14 protein-coding genes and 1 riboswitch are annotated in these 18,154 nt (G+C 70.4%); of the genes, 11 read left to right on the top strand and 3 right to left on the bottom strand.

The features are described 5' to 3' along the window. Positions 1-98: 98 nt before the first annotated feature. Positions 99-341 carry a phosphoribosylformylglycinamidine synthase subunit PurS gene (gene purS, locus BKA00_RS30100; protein WP_185030775.1) on the bottom strand — a complete coding sequence of 81 codons (243 nt, stop codon included), beginning with the start codon at positions 339-341 and terminating at the stop codon, positions 99-101. Between the two features lie 95 nt (positions 342-436). On the opposite strand from purS, the gene BKA00_RS30095 reads away from it, so the two are divergent. The 5 genes from BKA00_RS30095 to BKA00_RS30075 all read left to right on the top strand — a co-directional run bounded on the left by BKA00_RS30095 (position 437) and on the right by BKA00_RS30075 (position 7,437). After that, the gene (locus BKA00_RS30095) at positions 437-2,056 is read left to right on the top strand and encodes a hypothetical protein (RefSeq protein WP_185030774.1); all 1,620 of its coding nucleotides are present in this window, start codon (positions 437-439) and stop codon (positions 2,054-2,056) included. 264 nt (positions 2,057-2,320) lie between these two features. Next, a complete protein-coding gene (gene pdhA / locus BKA00_RS30090; protein ID WP_185030772.1) occupies positions 2,321-3,451 on the top strand; it encodes a pyruvate dehydrogenase (acetyl-transferring) E1 component subunit alpha in 1,131 nt (376 codons plus the stop codon). After that, positions 3,448-4,431 (top strand): alpha-ketoacid dehydrogenase subunit beta, encoded by a 984-nt coding sequence (locus BKA00_RS30085; protein ID WP_185030770.1) that lies wholly within the window; start codon positions 3,448-3,450, stop codon positions 4,429-4,431. Before pdhA ends, BKA00_RS30085 begins: the two co-directional genes overlap by 4 nt. Before the next feature lie 5 nt (positions 4,432-4,436). Then, positions 4,437-5,846, top strand: coding sequence for a 2-oxo acid dehydrogenase subunit E2 (locus tag BKA00_RS30080; protein ID WP_185030768.1), 1,410 nt, complete (start codon positions 4,437-4,439; stop codon positions 5,844-5,846). 826 nt (positions 5,847-6,672) lie between these two features. Further along, a complete protein-coding gene (locus BKA00_RS30075) occupies positions 6,673-7,437 on the top strand; it encodes a DUF981 family protein (RefSeq protein WP_185030766.1) in 765 nt (254 codons plus the stop codon). A gap of 76 nt (positions 7,438-7,513) precedes the next feature. Here BKA00_RS30075 and BKA00_RS30070 read toward each other — a convergent pair whose 3' ends face one another. After that, positions 7,514-9,022 (bottom strand): OmpA family protein, encoded by a 1,509-nt coding sequence (locus BKA00_RS30070; protein ID WP_185030764.1) that lies wholly within the window; start codon positions 9,020-9,022, stop codon positions 7,514-7,516. Positions 9,023-9,324: 302 nt separating this feature from the next. Here BKA00_RS30070 and BKA00_RS30065 point away from each other — a divergent pair, with 302 nt between their 5' ends. After that, positions 9,325-10,506 (top strand): hypothetical protein, encoded by a 1,182-nt coding sequence (locus tag BKA00_RS30065; RefSeq protein ID WP_185030762.1) that lies wholly within the window; start codon positions 9,325-9,327, stop codon positions 10,504-10,506. Between the two features lie 452 nt (positions 10,507-10,958). Next, a complete protein-coding gene (locus BKA00_RS30060; RefSeq protein WP_185030760.1) occupies positions 10,959-11,696 on the top strand; it encodes a dienelactone hydrolase family protein in 738 nt (245 codons plus the stop codon). 52 nt (positions 11,697-11,748) lie between these two features. Here the strand turns inward: BKA00_RS30060 and BKA00_RS30055 are convergent, their stop codons facing one another. After that, on the bottom strand, positions 11,749-13,584 hold the full coding sequence (locus BKA00_RS30055; RefSeq protein ID WP_185030757.1) for an acyl-CoA dehydrogenase: 1,836 nt from the start codon (positions 13,582-13,584) through the stop codon (positions 11,749-11,751). 268 nt (positions 13,585-13,852) lie between these two features. Here BKA00_RS30055 and BKA00_RS30050 point away from each other — a divergent pair, with 268 nt between their 5' ends. The 4 genes from BKA00_RS30050 to BKA00_RS30035 all read left to right on the top strand — a co-directional run bounded on the left by BKA00_RS30050 (position 13,853) and on the right by BKA00_RS30035 (position 18,125). Next, positions 13,853-15,190 carry a UDP-glucose dehydrogenase family protein gene (locus BKA00_RS30050; RefSeq protein WP_185030755.1) on the top strand — a complete coding sequence of 446 codons (1,338 nt, stop codon included), beginning with the start codon at positions 13,853-13,855 and terminating at the stop codon, positions 15,188-15,190. Between the two features lie 52 nt (positions 15,191-15,242). Further along, positions 15,243-15,306: riboswitch (guanidine-III (ykkC-III) riboswitch) on the top strand. A gap of 33 nt (positions 15,307-15,339) precedes the next feature. Further along, on the top strand, positions 15,340-15,663 hold the full coding sequence (locus BKA00_RS30045) for a DMT family transporter (protein WP_185030753.1): 324 nt from the start codon (positions 15,340-15,342) through the stop codon (positions 15,661-15,663). A gap of 143 nt (positions 15,664-15,806) precedes the next feature. Next, positions 15,807-16,592: a sporulation protein gene (locus BKA00_RS30040; protein WP_185030751.1), complete on the top strand. Its 786-nt coding sequence runs from the start codon at positions 15,807-15,809 to the stop codon at positions 16,590-16,592. A 75-nt stretch (positions 16,593-16,667) separates the two neighbouring features. Further along, the gene (locus tag BKA00_RS30035; protein ID WP_185030749.1) at positions 16,668-18,125 is read left to right on the top strand and encodes a hypothetical protein; all 1,458 of its coding nucleotides are present in this window, start codon (positions 16,668-16,670) and stop codon (positions 18,123-18,125) included. Positions 18,126-18,154 lie beyond the last annotated feature (29 nt).

The raw sequence follows: 18,154 nt of genomic DNA, 5'->3' as shown, positions 1-18,154 counted from the left end.
GCCCACATTTTGGAACGGGCCATGTCGCGGCCGGAAACCGAGCGGTGTTCTGCCGCCGGGTCGGGCCGCGGGCCGGTCCCGGCCGCGCGCCGGGGCGGTTACAGAACGTGAACCTCGTAGTTCTCGATCACCGGGTTCGCCAGCAGCGTCTCGGCGATCTTGGCCACCTTCTCCAGGGCGGCCTCGTCGGCCTCCCCCTCCAGCTCCACCTCGAACCGCTTGCCCTGCCGGACGGCCACGACCCCGTCGAACCCCATCTGCGGCAGCTTGCGGGCGATCGCCTGCCCCTGCGGGTCGAGGATCTCCGGCTTCAGCATGACGTCCACGACGACACGCGCCACGGTCGCCCCCTCACTGATCTGCGCTTTTGCTTACGATCCTGAAGCGTACGGCACCATGGCCCATCACGAGCCATCAGCACCCCCGGAGCCAGACGATGAACATCGAGGACCTCACGCCCGTGGAACGCCGCCTCTGGGAGGCGTTCCCCAAGGGCGAATCCGTCGACCTGTCGTCCGGCGACCAGGCGATGGACGACATCACGCGCTCCGACCGCTGGGGACGTGACCGCATGGTCAGGGCGGAGGTCCTCGTCGCGCTGCTCGTCGGCGCGGTGGAGGCCGAGCCCGGCCAGGTCGCCGCCGTGCGGCTCGGCGGCGCCCGCATCACCGGCGCGCTGAACCTCGGGCACGCGGAGGTCCACGTTCCGCTGGCTCTGACCGGCTGCGACTTCGACGAGGCGCCGCACCTGTACTGGGCGAGCATGAACAGCGTCCACCTGATGCGCTGCCGGCTGCCCGGCCTGATCGCCTCCGGCACGCGGGTGGACGGCCACCTGTGGCTGGAGGGCAGCCGCATCAACGGGGGCCTCTGGCTGGACGGCGCGAACATCACCGGCATCCTCAACATGTCGGGCGTCCACCTGTCCAACCCCGGCGGGGACGCCATGCTCGCCGACCGCCTCTCGGTCGAGGCGAACGTCTACTGCGACCAGGGGTTCGCCGCCAACGGCGAGGTCCGGCTGCCGGGGGCCCGCGTCGGCGGCCAGCTGATCTTCCGGGGCGCGCGGCTGTACAACCCGTCCGGCGCGGCCCTGTACGCCAGCCGCCTGGACGTGGCCGCGAACGTGTTCTGCGACGGCGGGTTCACCGCCGAGGGCGAGGTCCGGCTGCGCGGCGCCCGCGTCGGCGGTTACCTGTCGTTCGTCGGCGCCCGCCTGGCCGCCCCCAAGCGGACCGCCCTGAACGCCGACGACCTGGCCGTCGAGACCGACATCTACTGCTCGGACGGGTTCACCGCCGTCGGCGCCGTCAGCTTCTCCGGGGCCCGCGTCACCGGGCAGCTCAGCCTGCGCGACGCGCGCCTGTTGCACGACGAGGGGACGGCCCTCGGCCTGCAGCGGCTCCAGGCCGAGGAGCTGCTGATGCGCACCGCCGAGCCGATCAAGGGGACCGCGGACCTGTCCTACGCGCGCATCAACCTGCTGCGCGACGACGCCGCGTCCTGGCCGGAGCGCCTCCAGCTCGACGGCCTCCAGTACGAGACCCTCGAACCGCCGCTCACCGCCCGCGAGCGGCTGGCGTGGCTGCGCCGCGACAGCGACGGCTACGCCCCGCAGCCCTACGAGCGGCTCGCGCAGACCTACCGCGCCCTCGGCCTGGACGCCGACGGCCGCTCCGTCCTGCTCGCCAAGGCCCGGGACCGGCGCCGGACGCAGGGGCTCCCCCGCAAGATCGTCGGCTGGTTCCAGGACGGGCTGGTCGGCTACGGCTACCGCCCGTTCCGCGCCGCGAGCTGGCTGATCGGCCTGCTCGCGTTCGGGACGATCGTCTTCACGATCCACCGGCCGGACGTCCTGGACGACGGCCACAAGCCGCACTTCAACGCGTTCTTCTACACGCTCGACCTCCTCCTGCCGATCGGCAGCCTCGGCCAGGAGATGGAGTTCGCGCCCAAGGGCGTCTACCAGTGGATCGCCAACTTCATCGTCGCGGCGGGCCTGCTCCTCGGCCTGACGGTCGCGGCGGGCGCCACGCGGGCGCTCTCCCGGGAGTAGCGGGTCACAGGAGGCCGAGCCACAGGCGCTTCGGGACATAGGGGATAGCGGACTTAACGTGCGTCACGTCCGGGTCGCGGGGTAAAGCCGGGGGTAAGACCTCCGGTGGCGGGGCTCGCATCGCGGTGGCGGGGGCTTGCATCGCAGGGTGTGATGTCTGCCACGATGGCATTGCGGCTTTTGTCCCTTACCGGGGACGGGCCGTCGACATCGGCCGGCCGCGCGGCGACCCCGCGCGACGGCCCCGAACGAGGAGTGTCATCGATGACGATCGACTCCGTGCGCGGCGCGCCCGACACCCCGAAGGCCGCCGAGCCCGAACTCGTCCAGCTGCTCACCCCCGAGGGCGAGCGGATCGAGCATCCGGACTACCCGCTGGACCTCGGCGCCGAGGACGTGCGCGGGCTGTACCGCGACCTGGTGATCGTGCGGCGGATCGACCAGGAGGCCGTCGCCCTCACCCGCCAGGGCGAGCTCGGCCTCTGGGCGTCCCTGCTCGGCCAGGAGGCGGCGCAGATCGGCTCCGGGCGGGCGGCGTCCGCCAACGACATGGTGTTCCCGACGTACCGGGAGCACGGCGTCGCCTGGTGCCGGGACGTGGAGCCGCTGAAGCTGCTCGGCATGTTCCGGGGCATCAACCACGGCGGGTGGGACCCGAAGGAGCACGGCTTCCACCTGTACACCGTCGTGATCGGCAGCCAGACGCTGCACGCGACCGGGTACGCGATGGGCGTCCAGAGGGACGGTGTGCTCGGCACCCCGTCCGCCGGCGCCACGATCGCCTACTTCGGGGACGGGGCGACGTCCCAAGGCGACGTGAACGAATCCTTCGTCTTCGCCTCGGTCTTCAACGCGCCGATCGTGTTCTTCTGCCAGAACAACCAGTGGGCCATCTCCGAGCCCCTCGAACGGCAGTCCAGGATCCCTCTCTACAAGCGCGCGCAGGGTTTCGGCTTCCCGGGTATCCGCGTGGACGGCAACGACGTGTTCGCCTGCTTGGCCGTCACCAAGAAGGCCTTGGAGAACGCCAGGACGGGCCAGGGGCCCACGCTCGTCGAGGCGTACACGTACCGGATGGGTGCTCACACCACGACCGACGACCCCACGCGCTACCGGCTGAAGGCCGAGGAGGAGGCGTGGAAGCTCAAGGACCCGATCGAGCGCGTCAAGGCGTACCTGGTGCGCGGCGACATGGCCGACGCGGGGTTCTTCCAGAAGGTGGAGGACGAGGCCAAGCAGATCACCAGGGAACTGCGTGAGGCGTGCCTGGCGCTGCCCGACCCGGAGCCGCTGTCGATGTTCGACCACGTGTACGGGGAAGAGCACCCGCTGATGACCGAGGAGCAGGAGCAGTTCGCCGCCTACCTGGCGTCGTTCGAGGAGGAGGCGAAGTGAGCACCCTGACCCTCGGCAAGGCCCTCAACACGGGCCTGCGCAAGGCCATGGAGAACGACCCGAAGGTCCTCGTCATGGGCGAGGACGTCGGCAAGCTCGGCGGCGTCTTCCGCATCACCGACGGCCTGCAGAAGGACTTCGGCGAGGAGCGGGTCATCGACACCCCGCTCGCCGAGTCCGGCATCGTCGGGACGGCGATCGGGCTGGCGCTGCGCGGCTACCGGCCCGTCGTGGAGATCCAGTTCGACGGGTTCGTGTTCCCCGCCGCCGACCAGATCATCACGCAGCTGGCGAAGATGCGGATGCGCTCGCTCGGCGCGCTGGAGCTGCCGGTCGTCGTCCGGATCCCGTGCGGCGGCGGCATCGGCGCGGTCGAGCACCACTCCGAGTCGCCCGAGGCGTACTTCACGCACACCGCCGGCCTGCGCGTGGTGGCGTGCTCGAACCCGCTGGACGCCTACTCGATGATCCAGCAGTCGATCGCCTCCCCCGACCCGGTGGTGTTCTTCGAGCCGAAGCGCCGCTACTGGGACAAGGCGGAGGTGGACACCGACGCGGACCCGGCCGACTGGACGCCGCTGCACCGCGCCGCGGTCGTGCGGCCGGGCGAGCACGCGACGCTGCTGGCCTACGGGCCGGCGGTGAAGACGTGCCTGGAGGCGGCGGGGGCCGCCGCCGAGGAGGGGCGCGAGCTGGAGGTCATCGACCTGCGCTCGCTGAACCCGCTCGACATCGGAACGGTGACCGACTCGGTGAACCGGACGGGACGCTGCGTCGTCGTCCACGAGGCCCCGGTGTTCAACGGGTACGGCGCCGAACTGGCCGCCCGGATCACCGAGAAGTGCTTCTACCGGCTGGAGTCGCCGGTGCTGCGCGTCGGCGGGTTCTCCACCCCGTACCCGCCGTCCCGCATCGAGGACCATTACCTGCCCGACCTCGACCGCATCCTGGACGCGGTCGACCGGACCTTCGCGTGGTGACGCCGGTGAGCCAGCCCAGACTGTTCAAACTGCCCGACGTGGGCGAGGGCCTGACCGAGGCCGAGATCGTCAAGTGGCACGTCCAGCCCGGCGACACCGTCGAGGTGAACCAGACCATCGTCGAGATCGAGACGGCGAAGGCGATCGTGGAGCTGCCCTGCCCGTTCGAGGGCGTGGTGACCGAGCTGATGGTCACCGAGGGGCAGACCGTGGACGTCGGGGTCCCGATCATCGCGGTGGACCCCGGCGGCGAGGGCGGCGTGGCGACGCCGGTGTCCGAGCCCCCGGCGCAGGCGGCCGCGCTCCGCGAGGAGGGCGTCCCGACCGTCAACGAGCCCGGCATGGTCTCGCCGAAGGAGGCGCCGAAGCGCACGCCGGTCCTCGTCGGCTACGGCGTGAAGGAGGGGACGACCAGGCGCCGCCCTCGCAGGTCCGCCAACGGCGCGGCGTCCCCCGCGCCCGCGGCGTCCGCGGCTCCGGTCGCCCCGGCGCCCGCGCCCGCCCCGCAGGCGCCGCCGGCGCCCCGTCCGAGCCCTTCGGGCAACGGGTTGCCGCTGGCCAAGCCGCCCGTCCGCAAGATGGCCAAGGACCTCGGGGTGGACCTCACGTCCGTCACCGGGTCGGGTCCGCAGGGATCGATCACGCGCGAGGACGTCCTCGCCGCGCAGGCCGGGGCCGAGGCTCCCGCCGCGCCCGCCCAGGCGGGCCCGCGCGAGGAGCGGATCCCCGTCAGGGGCGTCCGCAAGGCGACCGCGGCGGCGGTGTCGGGTTCGGCGTTCACCGCCCCGCACGTCACCGAGTTCCTCCAGGTGGACGTGACGCGGACGATGGAGACCGTCAAGCGGCTCCGCGAGCTGCCCGAGTTCGCGGACGTGAAGGTGTCGCCGCTGCTGCTGGTGGCGCGCGCGCTGCTCACCGCGGTGGCGCGCAACCCGATGGTGAACTCCACCTGGTCGGACGGCCCGGACGGCGCGGAGATCGTCGTCAAGCGCTACGTGAACCTCGGGATCGCGGCGGCCACCGAGCGCGGCCTCATCGTCCCCAAGGTCAAGGACGCGCACGAGCTCGACCTGCCGGGCCTCGCGCGCTCTCTGAACGAGCTGGCGGCGAAGGCCCGCGCGGGCAAGGCGTCCCCCGCCGACCTGTCCGACGGGACGATCACGATCACGAACGTCGGGGTGTTCGGGGTGGACGCCGGGACCCCGATCATCACCCCGGGCGAGGCCGCGATCCTGGCGTTCGGCCAGGTCCGGGACATGCCGTGGGTGCACGAGGGCGAGCTCGCGATCCGCAAGGTGACCACGCTCGCGCTCTCGTTCGACCACCGCATCGTGGACGGCGAACTGGGCTCCCGCGTCCTGCGCGACGTCGGGGACATGCTCGAAGACCCGATCCGCATGCTCGCCTGGTCGTAGCCGCCGGGGTCGTCGCCGCCGACGGGCGGGCAAGACTGAGGGGCCGGTGCCAAGCGGTCGGCATCGGCCCCACCCCGCCCCTGGCCGGCGCGATCGAGATGACTGCGTCGCGCCGGCGAAAAATTCTCCCTTTCCTGGGCAGATCCATAGGTGTCAAGCATTGCCCCTGATCGTCCTGCCCAGTACACTCGCCAGCTACGCGAAACCTTAATCTCGAATGGACGGGAAGAAAGGACACGCGGGACTCTCCAGAAGGGGATCCCCATTCCCTACCTGATCGAGAAGCATGGCGACTTACTGTCTACGACTGCCGACCCCCGCGCCCAGTCCCACCCTGCCATCGCATTGGGTCTCTGCTGCGCCGGGGAGACTCCCGAACGCGACCGGCATCGGCTCTGACCACTCGGTCTCCACCATCCGCTGGACGTTACGCTGCGTCCAGTATGGCGACACCTCACATTTCGGCGGCCGAAGGTGAAGTCCGTAGTCTCATGACCGGGCCGCAAGGCTCACGGGACGGCTGCCTCCCATAACCGGCCGTTCCCAAAAGGACCGACACTCCCGGCGACCGATACCAGGTACCGCTGAGGTCGAGCCGCGACTCCGGTAGGCGGAAACTGGCGGCAGCGGCCCCGCAGCGAAGATCTGGATGGCGGCTGCGGACACCCGCCGAAACGGAGCGCTTTCGAACCGCCGGGTGACCGCTGCTCACGGCCGCCCGCTTCCCAGCAAAGACTCATCATGCGAGGAACCGCGTTCCGCGCGCCCAAAACCGAGATCATTGGAAAGAGACACCTTGGACTCATTGAGCAAGCATGTACCGGTGATGGCACAGCCAGAGGCCGCCGAACCAATGATCATGCACAACACGATCATGGGCGAGGCGGCGGGAGCATCCCTCATCGCGCTGGCCGTGTTCCTCTTCCTGGCACGGCGCGGCGACCGGCTGTGGGCCAGGGGGTGGGCGCTGACGTTCGGCGTCGGCTCCCTCATCCTGACCTCTTTGAGCTGGGACGCCATCACCACCGGCCCGTTCACGGCCAAACCCGAGATCAACATGGTGTTCGGCGGACCACTGCTCTGGTTCGGCGTCCTGCTCGGCGCCGCCGCCCTCTACCTCTGGGTGCACGGCGACACGCTGCAGGAGCCGGCGGGCGCCAAGCGGGGGGAGACCGAGCTCTACCGGTTCACGGCGACCACGCGCGGAACCTTCTCTCCGGTGTATCTGCTGGTCCTGGCCGCCGGCCTCAACCTGCTGGGCAACGCCGCCGCCATCGTCCGGTTCAATCTGGTGGGGGGAGCGCCCGCGTCAGAGCCCATCACCGGGCGTCTCGGGCACATCGCGTGGATCGAGAACAACTCCTTCGGCCTGGTCTACGCACTCGCCGGCATCGCCACGATCCTTCTCATCGGCGCCGTTCGTGACCTCGGGGGCCGCATCGCGGCGGTCGTCATCACGCTGTTCTTCGCGACCGGTCTGTTCTTCCTGGTCTTCAGCACGCTGAACGAGTACACCCATCCAGGATTGATGACCAACAAGTGCGTGCAGGGAACCATGGAGAACTGCGCCAAGTGGAAGTACAACTACTAGCCTCGATTTTTCGTGAGGTTGGTTGGTCGCGTGTCCGCGCGGGGGGCGGCGCGGAGCCGGCCCCCGCGGCCCACCACTAGGAGACGGGGGCCTTGTCGACCTTGCCGAAGGGGCCGGCGTTGAAGGTCACGGAGGTGACCTTGCCGGGTGGGGCCGGGAGGTAGACGAAGCCTCGGACGGGCTCGTTGACCGCCGTGCGGAAGACGGCCCGTCCGGGATCGATGTAGTCGGTGGGGCGGCCCGGCGTCGGAGGGCCGACGCGGACGGCGCGGTAGACGTCCTTCTTGCCCGGCACCTGGATCGAGAACGATCCGAACACCCCGCCCGGATAGCTCGCGTTCGGGTAGGACGCGTCCGGCGGCGTGGTCCCGGGGCCCTCGTTCACGATGTCGAACACGGCGACGATGTAGGCGCCGTCCCTGTAGAAGGGCTTGACCTCAAGGCGCCTCTTGGCAGCGCCAAAGGGGGCCGTGCGGGTCACCACGTTCTGCCCGTCCTGCGCACGGAAGGCAGCCGGGGGGGTGGAGACCTGCGGGGCCGACTTGAGCTGGTAGGTGAAGTCGACGCCGTCACCGTCCTGCCGCCCGTTCGCCGTGTAGGTGAAACCGGCGCCGAGCCTGGTCTTCATCTCGTTCAGAAGTGCCTGGGCCCGGTCTCCGGACACCTTGGTGTCACTCGCGTTCGCCACGAACGTCAGCGCGCCGGACGCCTGCCCCTTGATCTGCTGAGAGACCCCGTCCAGGACGGCCTTGGCCCCGCTCTTCAGCTTGGCCGAGCCGATCTCGAACAGGGTGTCGCTTCGCAGGCTGACCGTGGCGCTCGAACCGTTCGACACGACGGTCCGGTTCTCCTCCTCGACGATGTCGTAGAGGTCGACGGGGTTCCCACCCGGCGCGGTCGTCGAGGGCGAGCCCGACGCCGTGGGCGTGGGGGAGGTCGTGATCGGTGACGGAGCGCCCGCCATGAACGGCTGGGCCCCGACCTCCGGCTCGGCCCCGACCGACGGAGAAGACGAGGCCGACGGAGACGAAGGAGGCGTCGAGGACGACGGCACCGACCCGCTCGGCGGCGCGGACGACAGGGACGGCGTCGCCGAGGGCCCGGCGGACGCGACGCTGACCGGGATGCCGGTGAACTCGCCGGCCGTCCCGGGCGTGATCGCGGTGACCTTCTGGACGGTCGCCGGGATCGGCGGATAGTCGGCGGCCATCTCGCGGGTCGTGCCGGGCGCGAAACCCGAGCCGCTGGTGGTCCCCGTCGGCTTGTAGAGCCGGCGCCCGGCCGTGTCGAGCAGCGCGATCTCGAACGGGACCGACTTCACCGACGAGTCCAGCGAGGTCACGCTGTAGCGCAGCACCGACTTCGCGGCCTGCCGCTCGACGCCCCGGATGGCCACGCGCGCGTGCAGGCCGTCCGCGCCGCCGAACCACCCCTCCTTGGCGTACGCGCCCGCGGGCTGCACGGTGGGGAGAGCGGCGCCCGCGCGAACCGTCGGCGGAGCCACCTTCTCGGCCCGGCCGGCATCGGCGCATCCGGCCACGAGCAGCAGGCCGACAGAGGAAACGGCGAGGGGCAGCGCACGCATCGTTCATCCGCTCGGGAGGGGGGACGGGCGAGGGACGCGGGCAACAGTAGTCAACCGCACCACCCCCCGCCATAACCCCGGCGCTCCCCGGCCGCCGGCACCCCTGGTGCGCGATGGCGTCCCGTCGACCGGCTGGCCTGGAACACCGCCATTCGCCGCAGGTCGAGCATATGATCGCCTGAACTTCACAAACCAGAAAAATTTTCCGGTTCTGCGGAGTCTCGTCGCATCCATCGGCGCGATCTCCAGGGGACCGGCTCACAGCTGATCCTCTTGCGCGCCTGTCTGAGGGGATCAGAACAATGGAAGAGAAGCCGGCCGCCAGGCCGGAGAACATAGCCCTGGGCGCGGGTATCACCCTCGTCGAAGGTTCCTCGAAGCTGTTCGGGCGATCGATCTTCAAGAACTATCTGCTCGAAGGCATCACGATGTCGGCCCTGGTCGTCGCGACGGCCGAGTACGGCATCGGCGCGATGGTCATGCTGCTGGTGGCGTACAGGCTCCAGTTACTGGGGCTGATCGGCCGCATGCTGTCGCTGTGGCCCCAGCGGCTCGTGTACACCCGGCGAGCCGTGAAGGCGACCCTCGTGTTCATGGTGGCCATCCTGATCATCACGATGGCCGAGTACGGCACCGTGCTGGCAGCACTGCTGGTGGCGTACAGGCTCCAGGTACCGGATCCCTTCCGCCGCGGGAAGCCGCGGCCTGTGCGGCTCCTGTTCACCTGGAAGACCGTGACGGCCGTCATCGCCTTCGCCGGCTGCAACATCGCGGGCCGGGGAATGATGGTGATGGCGATGACGTCGCCGGGGACGGCCCTCGCCACCATCAACGCGATCACGTTCGCCGTCTCGACCATGACCTACTCATCAGGGGTCTGGAAGACGGGGCAGCGGTTCGCGGCGATGCTGGTGCCGCTGCTCATCGTGCTGGGCCTCGCCGTCTCCATCGAGGCGTGGCGCATCACGGCGAGCCCGTGGGGAGTCATCTGGTCCATCGGATCGGCTGTCTCCGGTCTCGTCTACATGGCGCTGTCCCGGGGTTTCATCGAACGGGGCGGTGCGGAGGCCGACCAGTTCCAGGCGCTGGGCACGGGCCTGGGCGTGGTCGGTCTCGGCGTGTGGGCGATGCTGGCCGGCGAGGACGCGTCGGTCGGCTGGTCCTGGGAGGTCCTCTTGGCGCTGCTCTGCACGGCGCTGATGACCGTCGTCGTACCCAGGTACCTGCACAGCCGGGCAAGGAGGGCTCTGGGAGACGCCGTCTACACGATCCTGTGGAGCGTCATCCCGCTGCTCGGCCTGCTGGTCGACCTGATCATGGAGCAGAAGATCCCGACGATATGGCAGGTCGTCGGGATGACCTCGATCAGCGTGATCGCAGCCGTGGCCGCCCTGCTCGCGAAGAAGCCCAAGGCGGAGACCGTCCAGCGGAGAACTTTACGCGGGACGGTCGAGCGCCTGAGGAAGCCGGTCGGCTGCGGGTGATCCAAGCCGGTTGGCACAGTTCGTGCGGTTTCGCATGATCCGCATGAAATCTGCGCCGGGGAGAGGCTCAGTCTCCCCGCCGTTCGCGGTGTCCCGGCGGAAAGGCTGAAAGCCTCTCCGCCGGGACACCGTTCTACCCAACCACAATGACCAGGGCCCAGGTCCGCAGTGGCGGGGTCAGCGGTAGGCGTGGGGGCTGCGGCCCGGCGATCGGAAAGGACGTCACCGACCATCCAACCGCTCCGACCACTGACCCGGCGAACGGGCGGCGGACTCCGTAAAAGCCGTTGGCGGGGCGCGGGGGCGCTGATACCTTTTCGGAGGCCGTGCCAGAGAACGAGGAGGTGGTACCCGTGAACCTAGTATCGACATGGGTGCTCCCCTCTGGGGTCACGGTCGGGCGATAGGTCGTCCGGGAGCGCCGTTCAAGCGCACTCCCGAAAGGCACGACCATGCATTTCACCTCCGAGCGGCGCCTCGACGACGGCGTCCTCGAACGCGAATTCACCCTCGGCGACATTCCCGGCATCCTTTGGACGCCCGAGGCCGCGTCCGCGTCCGCGCCGGTTCCGCTGATCCTGATGGGCCACCCCGGCGGGCTGCGCAGGATGTACCCCCGGTTGGTGGGCCGGGCACGTCACTGCGTGGCGGGGGGCTTCGCCGCGACCACCGTCGAGCTCCCGTGGAGCGGTGACCGGCCGGGTTCCGACGCCGCAGACCAAGCCCGCGCCGACATGCGCCGGGCGCTGGAGGCCGGCGAGCCGGTCGGCGACGACATCGTGGACCGGCTCATCCTTCCGCTGGTCGACCAGGCGGTCCCGGAATGCCAGGCGACCCTGGACGCGCTCCTCGCGCTGCCCGAGGTCGGCGGCCCGGTCGGGTTCTCGGGAGGGGTCATCTCCATCGGCGTCCGGCTGGCGGTGGTCGAGCCGCGCATAGCGGCCGCCGGTCTGTTCGCCGGGAGTTTCGTGCCCCGCTCCATCATCGAGGAGGCCCGCCAGGTCACCATCCCGCTGCACGTCCTGCTGCAGTGGGACGACGAAGGCAACGACCGGCAGGCGGCCCTGGACCTGTTCGACGCCTTCGGCTCCAAGGAGAAGACGCTGAACGCCAACATGGGCGGGCACACCGGAGTCCCGCACTACGCGGGGGACGCCGCGGCTCAGTTCTTCGCCAGGCATCTGAAGTAGCCGAGTAGCACCGTGGCCCTGCCCGGAGGGGCAGGGCCACAGCGCGGCGGGGCTAGAACGCGTCTTCGGGGAGGTCCATCACGTCGAGGGTGGTGGACTCGGTGATGGCGCGGTCGGAGGCCAGGCGGGGCAGGACGGTCTGGCAGAAGAACTGCGCGGCCGCGACCTTGCCGGTGTAGAACGCCCTGTCGGAGTCGGACACGTCGCCGCCGCCGAGCGCGGTCAGCGCGACCTCGGCCTGCCGGCACAGGAGCCAGCCGACGATCAGGTCGCCGAGGGCGAGCAGGAGGCGCGAGGAGTTGAGCCCGATCTTGTAGAGCTCCTTCGGGTTCTCCATCGAGCCGAGCGCCCAGCCGACCATCGGGTCGAGGATCCCCTGGACGTCGTCGAGGGCCCGGCCGAGCAGGGCGCGCTCGTTCTTGAGGCGGCCGTTGCCGGCCTCGGAGCCGGCGAACGCCCGGATCTCCCCGACGAGCACCTTCAGCGCCTCGCCGTTGTCCCGCAGGATCTTGCGGAAGAACAGATCCTGGCCCTGGATGGCGGTGGTGCCCTCGTACAGGGTGTCGATCTTGGAGTCGCGGATGTACTGCTCGATCGGGTACTCCTGCAGGAAGCCGGACCCGCCGAGCGTCTGCAGCGACTCGGCGCCGAGCAGCGCGTAGGCCCGCTCGGAGCCGAAGCCCTTCACGATGGGCAGCAGCAGGTCGTTGACCTTCTCGGCGGTCTCGTCCCTGCGGCCCTCGAACTCGGCGAGCTGCACGGCGTCCTGGTAGGACGCGGTGAGCAGCACGAGCGCGCGCATGCCCTCGGCGTAGGCCTTCTGCGTCATGAGGCTGCGCCGGACGTCCGGGTGGTGGGTGATCGTCACCCGCGGAGCGGTCTTGTCCGTCATCTGCGTCATGTCCGCACCCTGGACGCGCTCCTTCGCGTACTCCAGCGCGTTGAGGTAGCCGGTCGAGAGGGTGGCGATGGCCTTGGTGCCGACCATCATCCGCGCGTACTCGATGACGAGGAACATCTGCCGGATGCCCTGGTGGACGTCGCCGACCAGGTAGCCGACCGCCGGGTGCTTCTCGCCGAGGGTGAGCTCGCAGGTCGTGGAGACCTTGAGGCCCATCTTCTTCTCGACGTTGGTCACGTAGGCGCCGTTGCGCTCGCCGAGCTCACCGGTCTCCACGTCCACCAGGTACTTGGGGACGAGGAACATCGACAGGCCCTTGGTGCCGGGGCCGGCGCCCTCGGGGCGGGCCAGCACCAGGTGGAAGATGTTCTCGGACATGTCGTGCTCGGCCGAGGTGATGAAGCGCTTGACGCCCTCGATGTGCCAGGTGCCGTCCGGCTGCTGGACCGCCTTGGCGCGCCCGGCGCCGACGTCGGAGCCGGCGTCCGGCTCGGTCAGCACCATCGTGGCGCCCCACTGGCGCTCAAGGGCCAGCTCGGCGAACTTCTTCTGCTCGGGCGTGCCGATGTGCCAGAGGATCTGGGCGAAGCCCGGGCCGGAGGCGAACATGTAGACGGCCGGGTTGGCGCCCAGCACCTGCTCGGCGACGGCCCAGGTCAGCGAGCGCGGGGCGCCGCTGCCGCCGAACTCGGGCGACAGGTCGAGTCGGTACCACTCGGAGTCCATCCACGCCTTGAACGACTTCTTGAAGCCCTCCGGCATCGTGACCGTGCCCGCGGCCGGGTCGAACACCGGCGGGTTGCGGTCCGCGTCCTCGAAGGAGGCGGCGAGCGGGCCCTCGGCCAGCCGGTTCACCTCGTCGAGGATGCTGCGCACGGTGTCCTCGTCCAGTTCGGCGTACGGGCCGCTGCCGAGGAGGTCCTGGCGCCTGAACACCTCGAAGAGGTTGAACTCCAGGTCCCGGAGGTTGCTCTTGTAGTGCCCCATTCGAGACTCCGTCTGGTTCCGGCGGCGACCGGCGGCCCCGCTGCGTACTGGTCAGTAACTCGACGACATGCTACCCGCTGGTAACCGCTGACAACCACCCCGATCGTCCGGTTTCCGGGGAGGCAGGCCACATCGATACCACGCCCGTCTCCTCCGCGTGACCCACGTCACCGGGGCCCCCTGAGCCGCACCCTCCTACGCCCCGCGCGGCGGGGGTGGCAAGATCAGGCGGGCGCGAATTCACCCGCGGTGCACGAGGAGGTGCGCAATGAGGCAGGAGGAGGAGGCCGCCCCGAGACTGACCGTCATCGGGACCGGCTACCTCGGCGCCACGCACGCGATCTGCATGGCCGTGCTGGGGTACGAGGTCCTCGGCGTGGACGTCGACCGGCACAAGGTCGAACGACTGGCGTCGGGCGAAGTCCCGATCTTCGAACCCGGGCTGCCGGAGCTGCTCACCAAGGCACTCGACTCCGGCCGGCTCCGGTTCACCACCTCCTTCGCGGAGGCCGGGGAGTTCGGGGACGTCCACTTCGTGTGCGTGGGAACACCCCAGCAGGCCGGTTCGGACGCGGCCGACCTGACCTACGTCGACGCCGCCGTCAGCTCCCTGGCGCCGCACCTGCGCCGCAGGTGCCTGGTCGTCGGCAAGTCGACCGTGCCCGTCGGGACGGCCGCGCGCCTCACCGGCCTCGTGCAGGAGCTGGCGCCCGCCGGGACCGACGTCGAGCTGGCCTGGAACCCCGAGTTCCTCCGCGAGGGCTTCGCCGTGGACGACACGCTGCGGCCGGACCGGCTGGTGTTCGGCGTCGCGTCCGACTGGGCGCACGAGCGGCTGCGGGCGGCGTTCAAGCCCGTCCTCGACCTCGGCACGCCGGTGGTCCGCACGGACCTCGCGACCGCCGAGCTGGTCAAGGTGGCGGCGAACTCCTTCCTCGCCACGAAGATCTCCTACATCAACGCGATGGCCGAGGTCTGCGAGGCGGTCGGCGCCGACGTCAAGGACCTCGCCGACTCGCTGGCGCTGGACGACCGCATCGGCGGCAAGTTCCTGCGGCCCGGCCTCGGGTTCGGCGGCGGCTGCCTGCCCAAGGACATCCGGGCGTTCGCGCACCGGGCGGAGGAGATCGGCGTCGGCCAGGCCGTGTCGTTCCTGCGCCAGGTGGACGACATCAACCGGCGCCGGAGGGCCCGCACGGTCGACCTCGTCCGGGACCTGCTCGGCGGCGACCTCGCCGGCAAGCGCGTCGCCGCGTGGGGCGCCGCGTTCAAGCCCAACTCCGACGACATCCGGGACGCTCCCGCGCTGGACGTCGCGCGCACCATCCACGGCCTCGGCGGGGACGTGCGCGTCTACGACCCGGTCGCGCTCGACAACGCCCGCCGCGCGTTCCCCGAGCTGACCTACGGGGACAGCGCGTTCGGCGTGGCGCAGGACGCCGACGTGGTCGTCCTGCTGACCGAGTGGTCGGACTTCCGGGAGGTCGAGCCGGAGGCACTGGCCGGGATCGTCCGGCACCGGCGGGTGGTGGACGGGCGCCACGCGCTCGACGCGGCCCGCTGGCGCGCGGCGGGCTGGGAGTACCGCGCCCTGGGCCGTACCTGACGCGGGAACATCCCGGGTCCCGGGGCCGTTGGCGAAGGTGAGGGCCACGCCTGGAACGGGCGTGCGGTCTCTCCCGGACGAGGTGCGCCGTACCCGGAACGCGAAGACGGCGCGTGACAGCAGTCGTCTCGTCATCCGGGAGTGCCACCATGGCCTGGATCCTCGTCATCGTCGCCGGCCTCTTCGAGGTCGCCATGGCCCTGTGCCTGAAGGGCAGCAAGGGCTTCACCCAGCCGCTGGAGTCGGTGGGGTTCCTCGTGTTCGCCGCGGCGTCCTTCGGCCTGCTCACCGTCGCCCTCAAGCACCTGGAGGTCGGCACCGCCTACGCCGTGTGGGTCGGCATCGGGGCCGTCGGGACGGCGGTGCTCGGCATGCTCTTCATGGGCGACGAGGTCTCCGCGACCCGCGTCGTCGCGCTCGCGTTCATCGTCCTCGGGGTCGTGGGGCTGAACCTCGCCGGCGGCGGCCACTGACCCGCGGGACGGCGGAGCGGCGCGAACGGCCAGGAACGGCCACCGCCTTCGCAGGTCAGCCGAGTTCCCCGGAACGTAATCTCCCGTAACAGCGTCTATGGGACGAGAGCGCGGGGAGTCGCTCGAACACGGGAGGACGGACCTTGGTCTTCAAGAAGCTGCGCCAGGCGATGGGCATCGGCGGCCCCTCGATCGAGACGGTTCTGCACGACCCCAACACGACGCCCGGCGGCGTCGTCACAGGCGAGATCGCCATCATCGGAGGCCAGTTCAACTCCGACATCAAGGCGGTGAACCTCGCCCTGCGCACCAAGGTCGAGGTCGAGTCGGGCGACAACGAGTACACCTCCAACCTGGAGTACGCCAAGATGCCCGTCGCGGGCGGGTTCAGCCTGCAGGAGGGCGCGCGGCACAGCATCCCGTTCCAGTTCCCGATCCCGTGGGAGGCGCCGCTCACCCACATGTACGGGCGGCCGCTGCACGGCACGACGGTCGGGATCGCGACGGAACTGGAGGTCACGGGCGCGGTCGACCCGGGCGACCTCGACCCGATCGCCGTCCACCCGCTGCCCGCGCAGGAGCGCATCCTCGCGGCGTTCTCCAACCTCGGCTTCCAGTTCCGCAACGCCGACTGCGAGAAGGGCCGCATCTGGGGCGTCCACCAGGAGCTGCCCTTCTACCAGGAGATCGAGTTCTACCCGCCGGGGCACTACGCGCGCGGCATCAAGCAGCTCGAAGTGACGTTCGTGTCGTACCCGCAGTCGATGGAGGTCGTGCTGGAGCTCGACAAGCGCGGCGGGGTGTTCACCGAGGGCCATGACGCGTTCAGCCGGTTCACGGTCGACTACGCGACCGTCGAGCACACCAACTGGGAGCAGCAGCTCGACGGCTTCCTGCGGGAGGCCGGGCGCCGCCGGGGCTTCTTCTGATCGCCGGCCGGCCGTCCACGGGATCCCCTCCGCGATGTTGATCGCGGAGGGGATCTCCGCGTAGAAAGGGGTCCCGTGCCCCAGCCCCCCGGACTGAACAACGCGGAACGGCGCCTCTGGACGGCGTTCCCCACCGGCGCGGCCGTCGTCCTCGGCGACGACCGCCCGGCCGGCCCCCTGCCCGACCGCATCGTCCGCGCGGAGATCATCACCCGGCTGCTGCTCGGCGAGTGCGCGCCGCGTCCCGGCGCGGTCGCGGCCGTCCGGCTCCGCGGCGCCTACGTCACCGGGCGGCTGGACGTCGCCGGCGGCCGCGTCGAGGCCGAGCTGCTCCTGGAGGACTGCCGGCTCGTCGAGGAGCCGGTGTTCGCCAACGCCGAGACGCGCCAGCTCCGGTTCTCCGGCTGCCGGATGCCCGGCTTCGACGGCGGCGGCCTGCGCGCGGACGGCTTCCTCAGCCTGTCCGGGTCCGAGATCGAGGGGGAGGTCCGGCTGCCGCGGGCGCAGATCCTCGGCGGCCTGCGGATGAACGGGACGCGGGTGACCGCGTCGGCGCCGGAGAAGTGGGCGGTCTCCGGCGGCGCGCTCGTCGTGGACGCCGGGGCGTTCATCCGGGACGCCGAGATCACCGGCGGGGTGCGGTTCGTGGGCGCGCGGATGAACGGCGGGCTGTTCATGGAGCGCACCACCCTCACCAATCCGGGCCGCATCGCGCTGGACGCGCAGAACATCGTCGTCGAGGACACCGCCGAGCTGAGCCACGGGTTCAGCACGTTCGGCACCGTCCGCCTGCGCAGCGCCCGCGTCAACGGCGTCCTGTCGTTCATCCGTGGCCGCCTGGACTCCTCGGACCCCGCGCGGATGGCCCTGCACGCCAGCCACATGCAGGTCGACGAGCTGCTGCTGTGGCCGGCGGAGCCGATCAAGGGCCGGGTGTCGCTGTCGTACTCCAGGATCGACCTGGTCATGGACCACCCGGACATCTGGCCGGACGAGCTGTACCTGAACGGCATGACGTACCAGACCCTGCGCGGCGCCGAGTTCAAGCACCGGCTCAGCTGGGTGTCGCGGGACCCGGAGTTCCACCTCCAGCCGTACGAGCAGCTGGCCGGCTGGTACCACGGCATCGGCCACGACGACCTGGCCCGGAAGGTGCAGCTCGCCAAGATGCGGGCGCGGCGCCGCGGACTGCATCCGGTCGCCCGGGCGTGGAACCACGTGCTCGACTGGACGGTCGGGTTCGGCTACCGGCCCTGGCTGGCGTTCGCGTGGTTCGCCGCCCTGCTGGCCGTCGGGACGACGGTGTTCTCCATCGAGCATCCGCGTGCGGTCAAGCCACCGGACGAACTGCCGTCCTTCCACGCGCTGATCTACACGCTGGACCTGCTGATCCCGCTCGACACGTTCGGGCAGCAGCTGTCCTACGACGCGGTGAACTGGTCCCGCTGGGTGGCGTACACGCTGGTCGCGACGGGGTGGGTGCTGGTGACGGCGCTGATCGCCGGCGCGACGCGGGTGCTGCGCCCGAACTGACGCGCGGACCGCCCCGGGGCGGGACCGAA

Source organism: Actinomadura coerulea (assembly GCF_014208105.1).
Lineage (GTDB): Bacteria > Actinomycetota > Actinomycetes > Streptosporangiales > Streptosporangiaceae > Spirillospora > Spirillospora coerulea.
Note: the sequence above shows the minus strand (reverse complement) of the source record. Positions and strands in the feature narration are given on the sequence as shown.